This window comes from Streptomyces sp. NPDC048057, assembly GCF_040653095.1.
In the GTDB taxonomy this organism is placed as follows: domain Bacteria; phylum Actinomycetota; class Actinomycetes; order Streptomycetales; family Streptomycetaceae; genus Streptomyces.
Genome location: NZ_JBEZNF010000006.1, coordinates 194,451 through 207,207 on the forward strand (window position 1 = coordinate 194,451; position 12,757 = coordinate 207,207).

Annotated in this window: 13 protein-coding genes; 6 read left to right on the forward strand and 7 right to left on the reverse strand. The window is 72.9% G+C overall.

Going from position 1 to position 12,757, the window contains the following annotated elements; all coding sequences use genetic code 11:
- Positions 1-12: 12 nt before the first annotated feature.
- From AB0E05_RS09075 to AB0E05_RS09085, 3 genes are all read right to left on the reverse strand, one after another.
- Positions 13-1,053, reverse strand: coding sequence for a 3-isopropylmalate dehydrogenase (locus AB0E05_RS09075; protein WP_361960893.1), 1,041 nt, complete (start codon positions 1,051-1,053; stop codon positions 13-15).
- An 89-nt stretch (positions 1,054-1,142) separates the two neighbouring features.
- On the reverse strand, positions 1,143-1,274 hold the full coding sequence (locus AB0E05_RS09080; protein ID WP_361536953.1) for a hypothetical protein: 132 nt from the start codon (positions 1,272-1,274) through the stop codon (positions 1,143-1,145).
- Between the two features lie 317 nt (positions 1,275-1,591).
- Positions 1,592-2,152, reverse strand: a complete 561-nt coding sequence (locus tag AB0E05_RS09085) for a GNAT family N-acetyltransferase (RefSeq protein ID WP_361960895.1) — start codon at positions 2,150-2,152, stop codon at positions 1,592-1,594.
- Positions 2,153-2,252: 100 nt separating this feature from the next.
- Here AB0E05_RS09085 and AB0E05_RS09090 point away from each other — a divergent pair, with 100 nt between their 5' ends.
- The 3 genes from AB0E05_RS09090 to AB0E05_RS09100 are packed head-to-tail and all read left to right on the forward strand — an operon-like array spanning position 2,253 to position 5,034.
- Entirely contained in the window at positions 2,253-2,828 is a 576-nt protein-coding gene (locus AB0E05_RS09090) for a CDP-alcohol phosphatidyltransferase family protein (protein ID WP_361960897.1), read from the forward strand.
- Complete coding sequence (locus tag AB0E05_RS09095; protein ID WP_361960899.1) at positions 2,825-3,691, forward strand: phosphatidate cytidylyltransferase; 867 nt, start codon at positions 2,825-2,827, stop codon at positions 3,689-3,691. The genes AB0E05_RS09090 and AB0E05_RS09095 overlap by 4 nt, the downstream gene beginning before the upstream one ends.
- Complete coding sequence (locus tag AB0E05_RS09100; protein ID WP_361960901.1) at positions 3,688-5,034, forward strand: lysophospholipid acyltransferase family protein; 1,347 nt, start codon at positions 3,688-3,690, stop codon at positions 5,032-5,034. The genes AB0E05_RS09095 and AB0E05_RS09100 overlap by 4 nt, the downstream gene beginning before the upstream one ends.
- A gap of 25 nt (positions 5,035-5,059) precedes the next feature.
- On the opposite strand, the gene AB0E05_RS09105 is transcribed toward AB0E05_RS09100, so the two are convergent.
- A complete protein-coding gene (locus AB0E05_RS09105) occupies positions 5,060-5,530 on the reverse strand; it encodes a hypothetical protein (protein ID WP_361960903.1) in 471 nt (156 codons plus the stop codon).
- 146 nt (positions 5,531-5,676) lie between these two features.
- Between AB0E05_RS09105 and AB0E05_RS09110 the strand changes: the two genes are divergently transcribed.
- On the forward strand, positions 5,677-6,231 hold the full coding sequence (locus AB0E05_RS09110; RefSeq protein ID WP_361960905.1) for an SRPBCC family protein: 555 nt from the start codon (positions 5,677-5,679) through the stop codon (positions 6,229-6,231).
- Positions 6,232-6,307: 76 nt separating this feature from the next.
- Complete coding sequence (locus AB0E05_RS09115) at positions 6,308-6,622, forward strand: metalloregulator ArsR/SmtB family transcription factor (protein ID WP_361961075.1); 315 nt, start codon at positions 6,308-6,310, stop codon at positions 6,620-6,622.
- 125 nt (positions 6,623-6,747) lie between these two features.
- Here the strand turns inward: AB0E05_RS09115 and pruA are convergent, their stop codons facing one another.
- Both pruA and AB0E05_RS09125 read right to left on the reverse strand, forming a co-directional pair.
- Positions 6,748-8,388: an L-glutamate gamma-semialdehyde dehydrogenase gene (pruA, locus tag AB0E05_RS09120; RefSeq protein ID WP_361960907.1), complete on the reverse strand. Its 1,641-nt coding sequence runs from the start codon at positions 8,386-8,388 to the stop codon at positions 6,748-6,750.
- 41 nt (positions 8,389-8,429) lie between these two features.
- Positions 8,430-9,356 carry a proline dehydrogenase family protein gene (locus AB0E05_RS09125; RefSeq protein ID WP_361960909.1) on the reverse strand — a complete coding sequence of 309 codons (927 nt, stop codon included), beginning with the start codon at positions 9,354-9,356 and terminating at the stop codon, positions 8,430-8,432.
- 190 nt (positions 9,357-9,546) lie between these two features.
- Between AB0E05_RS09125 and AB0E05_RS09130 the strand changes: the two genes are divergently transcribed.
- The gene (locus AB0E05_RS09130) at positions 9,547-10,749 is read left to right on the forward strand and encodes a helix-turn-helix domain-containing protein (RefSeq protein WP_361960911.1); all 1,203 of its coding nucleotides are present in this window, start codon (positions 9,547-9,549) and stop codon (positions 10,747-10,749) included.
- Positions 10,750-11,113: 364 nt separating this feature from the next.
- Here the strand turns inward: AB0E05_RS09130 and serA are convergent, their stop codons facing one another.
- Positions 11,114-12,718: a phosphoglycerate dehydrogenase gene (gene serA, locus AB0E05_RS09135; protein ID WP_361960913.1), complete on the reverse strand. Its 1,605-nt coding sequence runs from the start codon at positions 12,716-12,718 to the stop codon at positions 11,114-11,116.
- Between the last annotated feature and the right edge of the window lie 39 nt (positions 12,719-12,757).

Consider the following 12,757-nt stretch of genomic DNA (forward strand, 5'->3'; position numbering starts at 1 on the left):
GGAGTCGTCGGGTCAGGTCGCTACGCGTACCGCGAGCGCGTCGCCGATCTCGTCCGTCGTGCGGAAGGTGTCGTCCCGCTCGGCCAGGTCGGCGGAGACGGCCTCCTCGATGCGGCCGGCCTCGACGTCGAAGCCGAGGTGGCGCAGGAGGAGGGCGACGGAGAGGATCGTGGCCGTCGGGTCGGCCTTGCCGGTGCCCGCGATGTCGGGCGCGGAGCCGTGGACGGGCTCGAACATCGACGGGAAGGTGCCCGTCGGGTTGATGTTGCCGGAGGCCGCCAGGCCGATGCCACCGGTGACGGCGGCGGCCAGGTCGGTGAGGATGTCGCCGAAGAGGTTGTCGGTGACGATGACGTCGAAGCGCTCCGGCTGGGTGACGAAGAAGATCGTCGCGGCGTCGACGTGCAGGTAGTCGGTGGTGACCTCGGGGTACTCCTGCCCGACCCGGTCGAAGATGTTCTTCCACAGGTGACCGGCGTACACCAGGACGTTGTTCTTGTGGACCAGCGTCAGCTTCTTGCGGGGACGGGAGTTGGCCCGCTCGTACGCGTCACGGACGACGCGCTCCACGCCGTACGCGGTGTTCAGGCTGACCTCGGTGGCGACCTCGGCGGGCGTGCCGGTGCGCAGCGAGCCGCCGTTGCCCGTGTACGGGCCTTCGGTGCCCTCGCGCACGACGACGAAGTCGATCTCGGGCCGGCCTGCGAGCGGGGTCGCCGTGTTCGGGAAGAGCTTCGAGGGGCGCAGGTTCACGAAGTGGTCGAAGGCGAACCGCAGCTTCAGGAGCAGTCCCCGCTCCAGGACGCCGGAGGGCACGGAGGGGTCGCCGATGGCCCCGAGCAGGATCGCGTCGTGCTCCTTGAGGGCCGCCAGCTCCTCGTCGGGAAGGGTCTCACCGGTGCGGTGCCAGCGCTGGGCGCCGAGGTCGTACTCCTTGGTCTCCAGCTTCACGTCCTGCGGGAGGACGGAGGTCAGGACCTTGAGGCCCTGGGCGACGACCTCTCGGCCGATGCCGTCACCGGGGATCACTGCGATGTTGAGGCTGCGGGGCATGGGGGCACCCTACTGGGTGTCCCACCCCATGACACGGACTGTCCAGCTTTTGGACAGAGGGGCCATCCGACGGGACGGCCGGCCCGTCGTCACAGGCTGGGGGAACCGCCGTTGTCCCGGCGGTCGAGCGCGCGCTGGAGGGCAGCGGCGGCGTTCTTCCGGTCGGACTCGGTGGTGCGGACGTGACGGACGCGGACGCGGCGGACGCTCGGTGCGGACATGGTGGATCGACTCCTTGAGATCGCGGGGATTTCGAGGCGCCGGGCGGGGCGGTGCGCCTGCCCCAGGGGTGACCTGGCTGTGGCACGGGCGCGAACCGCCGTTCGCTGGATCGAGCGAGGCGTTCGGCTCCTACAAAAGTAGGGCAGCGAAGCGTCGCTGTCTCTACAAATAGTTGGGCTTCCTACTATCTGAGACGGAGATCATGGAACCCGCAGGTCAGATGGGGTTGGCGAAGCCATGATCGTCTCACCCGGTTGGCCGTCAGCGCCGCCTTGGGGGGTCGACGGCCCCGAGCACCTTCAGGTGCTCGGGCGCCTCAGAGCACGTCGCCGTCGCGCCAGTCGAAACTGAGCGCGCCCTCACGGGCGGGGACGGCGCCCCACACGTAGGTGGAGCCCTCGTCGTCGGGGAAGTGCACGATGCCCTCGGGGCCGACGCCTTCGATGCGGCCCGGCCAGGGCGACCAGCCGCGCGCGCGGTACAGGCCCGCGCCCTCCGGGGAGGCCGACAGCGCGCCGAAGTCGTACGCGCGCTCGATGACCTGCTCCAGGGCGGCCATCACCCGCCCGCCGAGCCCCTGGCGTTGGAGCGCGGCCGTGACGCCCAGGGCTTCGACGTATCCCACGCGGTACCAACGGCCGCCGTGGGCGACCCGGCGCATGACCACCGAGCCGTGGGCCACCAGTCGGCCGTCCGGGCCGTGGATCAGGACGTGCACGCCGCCGAGGCCGTGGTCGAAGTCCTCGTCGGAGAAGTCCCCTTCGAACGCCTCGTCCATCAGGGCGCGGATCTCGGTCAGTTCGGCCGGGGCGAGCTGGAAGGTGTGCAGGACGCGCGCTTCGGTACCGGCGGGCGTGGTGGTGGAAGTGTGGGGCATGGGGCCCAGACTTCCAGGCGATCCGCCGGGTACGTACTCATTTTCCAACTGAGTACCCGGTCCGTGGTGGGGCTGCGGCCGGCGGAGAAGAGTGGACGGCATGAACGGCCTCTACGCTCTCAAGCCCTGGTACGCGACCCGGCTCGCCGGGATCCGCGGGGCGCTCGCCCGGCGCGGGGTGTCGCCCGACGCGCTCACCGCCGCGGGCGTCGCGTCCGCCGCGGGCGCCGCCGCGGCCCTCGCCTGGCTGCCCGCGCCGCTCGCCGCGCTCCCCGTCGCCGCCCTCCTCGCGGCCCGGCTCGCCTTCGCCAACCTCGACGGCGCCCTGGCCCGGGACACCGGCCGCACCACGCGGCGCGGCGCGCTGCTGAACGAACTCGGCGACCGGGCGGCGGACCTGGTGGTGCTGGCAAGCTTCCTCGCCCTCGCGCCGCTGTGGCTGGTGGGCGTCGCCGCGCTGGCGGCCACCCTGCCGTCCTGGGTGTCCCTGGCGGGCGCCGCCGCGGGCGCACCCCGGCTGAACGGCGGTCCGGTCGGCAAGACGGAGCGCTGTCTGCTGGCGGTGGTGGCCGCGGCGACGGGCTGGGCGGTGCCGGTGCTCATCGTGCTGGCGGTCGGCTCCGCGCTGACCGCCATGGTGCGACTGGGTCGGCTGTGGCGGGAGTTGGGCGCATGAGCGCGTCAGCGGTGGTCGCCGGCGAGGCGGTGGGGCGGGCCCTGCCGCTGGTGGCGGGGGCGTTGGGGGCGGGCGGCCTCGCGGTCGCCGCACTGCCCGCGCGGATCCGGATGCGGGCCGAGTTGCGCCGGCGCTGGCGCACCTGGGCGATCGCGGCGCCGGTGTTCCTCGGGGCGCTCTTCCTGGGCGCGGGCGGGGCGTTCGCGCTGGCGGCGCTGCTCGGGGTGGTGGCGGCGGGCGAGTACGTGCGCATGGCGGGCCTCGCGCGCGCCGACCGCGCGGTGCTGCTGGCCGCGGCGGTCGGGCTGCCGGCGCTGGCGTGGCTGGCGCCGGGGGCGCTGGACGCACGGGCCGCGGGCCTGTTGCTGCTGGCCGCAGCGGTGCCCCCGCTGCTGTCGGGTGACGCTGCTTCAGGCTTCACCCGGGCCGCGCGCACCGCGTTCGGACTGCTGTGGATCCCGCTGTCGCTCACCGGTCTGGTGACGCTCGGCGAGACCGCGGTCGCGGTGGGCCTCGCCGTGGCGCTGGGCGACGTGGGCGCTTGGTGCGGCGGTACGGCCCTGGGGCGGCGCGGGCCGCTGGCCCGTCCGCTGTCCCCGCTGTCGCCGAACAAGACGTGGGCCGGGGTCGCGGGCGCGGCCGTCGCCACGGGCCTGGTGCTGCTGGCAGTCGGCGCCTTCTCCCCCGCTCTGTGGGCGGCGGTGCTCGCCGGGTGCGTACTCGGCGACCTGCTGGAGTCCATGGTCAAGCGGGAGGCGGGCGTCAAGGACGCGGGCAGTTGGCTGCCGGGCTTCGGCGGTCTGCTGGACCGGATCGATTCCCTGCTGCCCGCGCTGCTGCTGGCTGCGGTGGTGACCGGATGAGACCCGCGGTCGGGGCGGACACCGCTTCAAGGAAGGCGCTGGCGACCGGATCCGTACGCCGGGCGACGGAGGAGGACGCACGGATGACCGCCGGGAACGACGCGCCCGCGACCCGTACGGGCGATGCCACCACGGCCGACAAGACCGCCGACCCCGCCGACGCACGGTCGTGGGCGCCGCCCCGCTCCAGGCTCGCCTCCGCGCTCCGACGCGCCCTGTGGTGGTGCGTGTTGACCCTCACCGGTGGCGTGGAGCGCCGCGGGCGGCTGCCGCGCGGCGGCTGCGTCGTCGTCGCCAACCACTCCTCGCACGCCGACACCGCGGCCCTGCTCGCCGCGCTCGACGCCCGGCACGCCCCGGCGATCGGCGCGGCGGCCGACTACTGGTTCGCCTCGCGGTGGCGCAGCCGGATCTGCCGCCGGCTGGCCGCCGGCTTCCCGGTCCGCCGCACCGGCGGCGGTCTGGGCGATCTGCTGGCCATGGCCGACGACCTGCGGGCGGGGCGCGCGGTCGTGCTGTTCCCGGAGGGGACGCGCGGCGCGGACGGTGCGCTCGGCTCGTTCCACCGCGGTGCCCTGGTGCTGGCCGCCGAGGCCGGGGTCCCGGTGGTGCCCGTCGGCATCGCGGGTACGGACCGGCTGCTGCCCAAGCACGGTCGGCTGCGTGCCTCGCTCGTACGGGTGCGGATCGGTGCGCCGCTGCCGCCGACGGTCACGCCGGAGGTGGCGCGCGACGCGGTCGCCCGGCTGCACCGCCGCACCAGCGCGGAGGCGCTGCGGGACTCGACCGCCCGACGGCGCGTCGCAGCCGTCGCCGCCGGTCGCTGGGGGCTGCTGATCGCCTTCCTGTGGGCCTTCGCGGAGGCGCTGAGCTGGCCGCTGATGCCGGAACTCCTGCTGGGTGCGGCCTGTTTCGCGGCGCCGGCGGCAGCCCTGCGGCTGTCGGTGACCGCTCTCGCGGGCAGCCTCGCCGGCTCGCTGCTGGCGCTCGAACTCGCGGCCTTCGGCGTCGCCCCGCCGGCGCCGCTCACCACGGACCGGATGCGCGTCGAGGTCCGGCACGCGCTGTCCGTACGGGGTGCGGACGCGGTGGCGCAACAGCCGTGGAACGGTGTCCCGTTCAAGGTGTACGCGGCCGAGGCCGGCCGCGCGGAGGTCCCCAGGGACGACTGGCTGGCGGCCTCCGCAGCCGCCCGGGGCTCGCGCACCCTGACCGTGGGCCTCGCCTTCGCGGCGCTCGGGGTGCTGCTGCGGCGCTACCGCCGCTTCTATCCGCTGTATCTGGTTCTGCTGGGCGGCGGTTTCGCCGTCGGGCTCTCCCTGATCGTGGCCGGCTGGCGCTGACAACGCGCCCGACGGGTACGGGTCCTCATCTGGCTCCCGCGCCCGTACGGCACGGGTCGCGGGGGCCGTGCAGCCCGATCGCCTGGAGGTAGCCGCCTGGTCGGCCGATGCCGTGGTCAACGCGGGCCTGCCGCGGCAGGTGCGCCACCACCTCGACCCTCGGGCGTCCGAAGAGGTCCACGCCCCGGTGCACCACCGGCACCAGCGCGGGCCCGATCGGCTCCGCGCCGCTCGCGTCCGCGGGCTCCCGCGCCACCTCCACGTAACCGAGCCCTCCCCCGCGCGCGCCGCGCGGCGCACCGCGTTCGCCGCGCGCCGTGAGGGTGAGGCCCAGGTAGTCCCCGGTGAACGCCCAGTCGGCGCCGGCACCGCCGAAGACGTGGATCTCGCAGATGATCGAGACCGCCCACTGGGCCGCGTACTCACTCATGCCGAACCGCAGCGTGCCCGCGCGGTGCGGTAGCACGAGTCCGGTTCCCGGCAGGAGTACGAACACCCCACAAGTCAACCACCGCACCGCCGACGGCCCCTTCTCGGGGCGCGACAGCGCGAGAAGTGCAACCGTGCGGTTGCATGATGAATGTCGACATGCAACCATGAGGTAGCACATCAGGTACGACAGCACGACACGAGGAGCCCACCATGAGCGAGATCCAGCACTCCAAGGCCCCCGACGGCACCGACACCGCGGCCCCGGAGCGGGACCGGATCGAGAAGGAGATCACCATCGCGGCGTCGCCCGAGCGCGTCTGGGCGGTGCTCACCGAGCCGAAGCACGTGGGGAACTGGTTCGGGCAGGGCGAGCCCACCCCGGTGGACCTGCGGCCCGGCGGCACGATGCTCCTCGACCACGGGGAGTACGGGACGTTCCCGACCACCATCGTCGAGGTGGACCCGCCGCACCGGTTCGTCTACCGGTGGGCCGCCGCCCACCCCGGCGAACAGGCCGTCGAGGGGAACTCGACCCTGGTGGAGTTCACCCTCGTCCCGGACGGCGAAGGCACCCACCTCACCGTCGTCGAGACCGGCTTCACCACGCTCGACGTCCCCGCGGACAGCGTGGAGACGGCCTCGTACGAGAGCCACGAAGGCGGCTGGGCCGGCCAGGTCGTCAACATCAAGACCTACGCCGAAACGGGGGCGACGGGGCGGACCGACGGGGTGACCGGAGGCAACTGCGAAGACGCGGGGTCCTAGGGGCGAGAATCGAGCCATGACTACAGGCACGGGCGAGCCGGCGGCGGGAGCCGCCCCGCTCGACACGGCGGACGCCATGTCCGAGGTGCTGTCGGCGCTCGCCGACCCCACCCGACGGCGGATACTCGACGCGCTCGCCACCCACGGCAGCGCGACCGCCACCGCCCTCGCCAGGGAACTGCCCGTCAGCCGACAGGCGATCGTCAAGCACCTCGGGGTCCTCAGCCGCGCCGGACTGGTGACGGGCCGGCGCTCGGGCCGCGAGGCGCAGTTCACGGTGCTGCCCGCGCGGCTGAACGCGGCGGCCCACTGGATGGCCCGGGTGGCTTCCGACTGGGACTCCCGCCTCCACGCGATCAAGCGCCTCGCGGAGACGCCGCCCGAGGAGTGAGCGGCCGGCCCCGTGCGGGGTGCTCGGCCGGGCAATGGAAACCGCCCCCGAACCGGCGTGGGGGCCGGAACGGGGGCGGTGTCTTGGGGGGGGAAGCGCCCCGGGGCTCCGTCGAGCCCGCGGGGTCAGCCCATGTGCGGGTAGCCGTACTCGGTCGGCGGCACCAGCGTCTCCTTGATGGCGCGGGTCAGCGTCCAGCGCATCAAGTTCTGCGGCGCACCCGCCTTGTCGTTGGTGCCCGAGGCCCGACCGCCGCCGAAGGGCTGCTGGCCGACGACCGCACCGGTCGACTTGTCGTTGACGTAGAAGTTGCCCGCGGCGTAGCGCAGCTTCTCCATCGTGTGCGCGGCGGCGGCACGGTCGTTCGCGATGACCGAGCCGGTCAGGGCGTACGCGGAGACGGACTCCATCTGGTCCAGCACGGCGTCGTAGCCCTCGGGCGACTCGTCGTCGTACACGTGCACCGCGAGGATCGGGCCGAAGTACTCGGTCGTGAAGACCTCGTTCTCCGGGTCCGTGCACACGATGACGGTCGGGCGGACGAAGTAGCCCGCCGAGTCGTCGTAGCTGCCGCCCGCGACGATCTCGCAGGTCGGGTCGGCCGCGGCGCGGTCGATCGCGGCCTTGTTCTTGGCGAAGGACCGGTCGTCGATGACGGCGCCGATGAAGTTCGACAGGTCGGTGACGTCACCCATCTTGATCCCGTCGACCTCGGCCGCGAACTCCTCCTTGAAGCCGGAGTTCCAGATCGAGGCGGGCACGTACGCCCGGGAGGACGCCGAGCACTTCTGGCCCTGGAACTCGAAGGAGCCCCGGGTCAGCGCGGTCTTCAGCACCGCGCGGTCCGCGCTCGGGTGCGCGACGACGAAGTCCTTGCCGCCGGTCTCGCCGACGATCCGCGGGTAGGAGCGGTACTTCTCGATGTTGTTGCCGACCGTCTTCCACAGGTGCTGGAAGGTGCGGGTGGAGCCGGTGAAGTGGATGCCCGCGAGGTCGGGGTGGTTCAGCGCCACCTCGGAGACGGCGATGCCGTCGCCGGTCACCAGGTTGATGACGCCCTTGGGCAGGCCCGCCTCCTCCAGGAGCTGCATCAGCAGCACGGCGGAGTGCGTCTGCGTCGGGGACGGCTTCCACACCACGACGTTGCCCATCAGGGCGGGGGCGGTGGGGAGGTTGCCCGCGATGGCGGTGAAGTTGAAGGGGGTGATCGCGTAGACGAAGCCCTCCAGCGGACGGTGGTCCATCCGGTTCCACACGCCCGGGGAGTTCGCCGGCGGCTGCTCGGCGAGGATCTGGCGGGCGTAGGCGACGTTGAAGCGCCAGAAGTCGACCAGCTCGCACGGGGTGTCGATCTCGGCCTGCTGGGCGGTCTTCGACTGGCCCAGCATGGTGGAGGCGGCCAGCGTCTCGCGCCAGGGGCCGGCCAGCAGCTCGGCGGCGCGCAGGATGATCGCGGCGCGGTCGTCGAAGGACATCGCGCGCCAGGCCGGAGCGGCGGCGAGCGCGGCGTCGACCGCGTCCTGGGCGTCCTGCTGGGTGGCGCCGGCGAAGGTGCCGATCACGGCCTTGTGGTTGTGCGGCTGCACGACGTCGACCCGCTCGCCGCCGCCCATCCGCCGCACGCCGCCGATCGTCATCGGCAGCTCGATCGGGTTCTCGGCCAGCTCCTTGAGCTTCGCCTCCAGGCGGGCTCGCTCGGGGCTGCCGGGCGCGTAGGAGTGGACCGGCTCGTTGACCGGCGCGGGGACCTGGGTTACGGCGTCCATGGGTGCCGACAACTCCTTCGTTCGTGGATCGGTTGGGGGTTTCAGCCGCGGCTGGCGAGCGAGCGCAGGAAGAAGGCCAGGTTGGCGGGGCGCTCGGCGAGCCGGCGCATGAAGTAGCCGTACCAGTCGGTGCCGTAGGCGATGTACACCCGCATCCGGTGTCCCTCGGCGGCCAGCCGGTGCTGCTCGGCCTCCCTGATGCCGTAGAGCATCTGGAACTCGTAGTCCTCCAGCTTGCGGCCGGCCCGGTGGGCCAGCTCCTGGCTGATGGAGATGATGCGCGGGTCGTGGGACCCGATCATCGGGTAGCCCTCGCCGTCCATCAGGATCCGCAGGCAGCGGACGTACGCCTTGTCGACCTCGGCCTTGTCCTGGTGGGCGACGGACGCCGGCTCCTTGTAGGCGCCCTTCACCAACCGTACGCGCGAACCGGCCTCGGCGAGCATGCGGCAGTCGTCCTCGGTGCGGAAGAGGTACGACTGGACGACGGCGCCGGTGCGCGGGAAGCGCTGACGCAGGTCGGCGTGGATCGCCAGCGTCGAGTCGACGGTGGTGTGGTCCTCCATGTCGAGGGTGACCGTGGTGCCGATCTCGGCGGCGGCCTCGACGACCGGGGTGACGTTCTTCAGGGCCAGGTCGTGGCCGCCGGCCAGCGCCTGGCCGAACGACGACAGCTTCACCGACATCTCGACGCGCTCCCCGAGGCCGAGCGGGCGCAGCGCCTCGATCAGCTCCAGGTAGGCGTCGCGGGCGCGCAGCGCCTCGACCGGGTCGGTGACGTCCTCGCCGAGGACGTCGAGGGTGACCTCAAGACCGCGGCTCGCACTGTCCACGACGACGGGCACGGTCTCCTCGACCGACTCACCGGCAATGAAACGATTCACCACAGGCTTGGTGATCGGGGCTGCCGAAATGATGCGACGCATCCGGTCGCTGCGCGACGCGGCGAGGATCACGGGACCCAGCACGGGGACCTCCACGAAGATGTACGAGCAGGCCGACCCGGACCGCGGGGAAGACGGTCCGGAACGGCACGAAGAACCACCGTGAAATCTAGGGATCGCTCCGATCCTCAGCCATCGACAGCTGTCACGCATCCGTGGCCGAGATCTCAGACACCTGTCTGAAGGCAGCGGGCGAGCGTGCCAGAATGTCCGGGTGAAGGGCGATTACCAGGACCTCGTCGACGAGATCTCGGCCCTGTTGGGGGCCCCCGCGACGCTGGAGAACCGCGACTTCGGGCTGATCGCGTTCGGCGTCCACGACGGCGGGTTCGACGAGTCCGCGCTGGACCCGGTGCGCACCCGCTCGATCCTCACCCGCACGTCCACCCCCGCGGTCCGTGCCTGGTTCGAGGGCTTCGGCATCGCCCGGGCGACCGGCCCGGTGCGGATCCCGGCCGCCCCGGACGCGGGCGTCCTGCGCGACCGGCTGTGCCTTCCCGTACGCCATAGGGGTGTCGTCCTCGGGTACGTCTGGCTGCTCGACACCACCCCGGGCCCCAGCGATGCGCAGCTCGCCGCCGCCATGGAGGTGGCCGCCCGCATCGGCGTGCTGCTGGCCGACGAGGAGCGCGCCGACGCCGACCTGGCGCGCGAGTTGCGCGCGGTGCTGACCGCGGAGCGCGGCTGGCAGTACGACATGGCCGTCGCGGCGCTGCGGACCGCGTTGGGAGGGGCGGAGGGCGGTCCGCACGCGGTGCTGTGCGTGGCGCCCTGGCCGGCGGCGGACGCCCCGTCGGCGCGGTCGCTGCCGGGGGTGTCGGCGCTGTGCACGGTGACCGTGCCCTGGCTGCTGCCGCGGCGCGCGCAGTCGGCGCCCCCGTCGGCGAAGGGCGGCTCCGCGCCCGCGACCACCCGGGTGCTCGCCGTCCTGGTGCGGCTGCGGGCCGCGGACGCCACCGGCCCCGCGCTGACCCTGGCTGACCAGTTGATCGGCACCGCCCGGGACCTGACCGCCGGGATCGCCGCCCCGCGCACCGGGCTGACCGAGCTGAACGCCGCCTGGCACGAGGCGGCGTCCGCGGCCCGAGCCGCCCATGCGGAGCCGGGGTCGCCCCCGGTGGCGGAGTGGGGCGCGATCGGCCCGTACCGCATGCTGACCTCGCTGGCCGACGGCCCCGCCGCCGACGACCCTGCGGTACGCCCCCTGTTCGCCCCCGCCCACCGCGAGCTGGCGCGCACCGCCGAGGTGTTCCTGGACTGCGCGGGCCAGGCGGGCCGCACGGCCGCCACCCTCGGCATCCACCGCCAGACGTTGTACTACCGCCTCTCCCGCGTCGAACAGCTCACGGGCCTGGACCTCGCGATCGGCGAGGACCGCCTGCTGCTGCACATGGCCTTGAAGGCGGCGCGCCTTTAGCGCGAGCTGCCTGGGGCGGGCGCAGAGCACCGTCACGGGTGCGCGGTGATTGGCCTCTGCGGCCCCTTTGTGGCTTGTCGCGCAGTTCCCCGCGCCCCTGGTGACCTCCACCTGCAGCCCGCAGACAAATGGCGGGGGCAGCAAAACAGGGGCGCTGGGGTCCTCTCCCCCCCCCGCCCTCTGGGCGTAGGCGGAGGCCCCCCGTGCCCGCAGGGCACTTCTGCGGAGTTTCGGCGGGTGCGTCAGGCGGCACAGGGGGCCACGCCGGACATCTCGCCGGCCCGAAAAACACCGGGGCCCGGCCCACCAACCGTGGCGGGCCGGGCCCCAAGCGCACGCATCGGACGCGCGTACGCGAAACGCGTCAGTCGACCAGGTTCACCGAACGGGCCGACACCGCGCCGATCTCCGCGGCGATCTCCGCCACCACCGGCTGCGGCACGGTGTCGTCGACGGTCAGCACCACCAGCGCCTCCCCGCCTTCCTCCGCGCGCGAGACCTGCATGCCCGCGATGTTCAGACCGGCCTCGCCGAGGATGCGGCCGACGGTGCCGACGACACCGGGACGGTCGTCGTAGCGGAGCACGAGCATGTGCTCGGCGAGCGCCAGGTCCACGTCGTGCTCGCCGATGCCGACGATCTTCTGGACGTTCTTCGGGCCGGCCAGCGTGCCGGAGACCGAGACCTCCTCGCCACCGCCGAGGGTGCCGCGCACGGTGACCACGTTGCGGTGGTCCGGCGACTCGGAGCTGGTGGTCAGCCGCACCTCCACCCCGCGCTCCTGGGCGAACAGCGGCGCGTTCACATACGAGACGGTCTCCGCCACGACGTCCTCGAACACGCCCTTGAGCGCGGAGAGTTCCAGCACCTTGACGTCGTGCTGGGTGATCTCACCGTACACCTCGACGTCGAGGCGGACCGCGACCTCGCCGGCGAGCGCGGTGAAGATCCGCCCCAGCCGCTCGGCCAGCGGCAGCCCGGGCTTGACGTCCTCGGCGATCACGCCGCCCTGGACGTTCACCGCGTCCGGCACCAGCTCGCCGGCGAGCGCGAGGCGCACCGAACGGGCCACCGCGATACCGGCCTTCTCCTGCGCCTCGTCCGTGGACGCACCGAGGTGCGGGGTGCACACGACCTGGTCGAACTGGAACAGCGGCGAGTCCGTGCACGGCTCCTTCGCGTACACGTCCAGGCCCGCGCCGGCGACCCGGCCCTCCTTCAGCGCCGAGGCCAGCGCCTCCTCGTCGACGATCCCGCCGCGCGCGGCGTTCACGATGCGGACGGTCGGCTTGACCTTGTGCAGCGCCTCGTCGCCGATGAGCCCCACGGTCTCCGGCGTCTTGGGCAGGTGGACCGTGATGAAGTCGGCGGTCTCCAGCAGCTCGTCGAGCGAGAGCAGCTTGACGCCCATCTGGGCGGCGCGCGCCGGCTGCACGTACGGGTCGTACGCGACGACCTTCATCCCGAACGCGGACATCCGCTGGGCGACCAGCACGCCGATGCGGCCGAGGCCGACGACGCCGAGGGTCTTCTCCGCCAGCTCGACGCCGGTGTACTTGGAGCGCTTCCACTCGCCGTTCTTCAGGGCGGTGTTGGCCTGCGGGATGTTGCGGGCGGTGGCGATCAGCAGGCCGCAGGCGAGCTCGGCGGCGGTGACGATGTTCGACGTCGGCGCGTTCACCACCATCACACCGGCCTTGGTGGCGGCGGAGACGTCGACGTTGTCCAGGCCGACGCCGGCGCGGGCGACGACCCTGAGCTTCTTCGCGGCGGCGATCGCCTCGGCGTCGACCTTGGTGGCGGAACGGATGAGAATCGCGTCGACGTCGGCGATCGCGGGGATCAGCTGCGCGCGGTCTCCGCCGCTGCAGTGCCGGATCTCGAAGTCCGGACCGAGCGCGTCCACGGTGGCGGGCGACAGCTCTTCGGCGATCAGTACGACGGGTTTACGAGCAAGCTCAGCGCTCACGTGAGTCCTCACAAGTCCAAAGATGCCGCACGGGCTCGC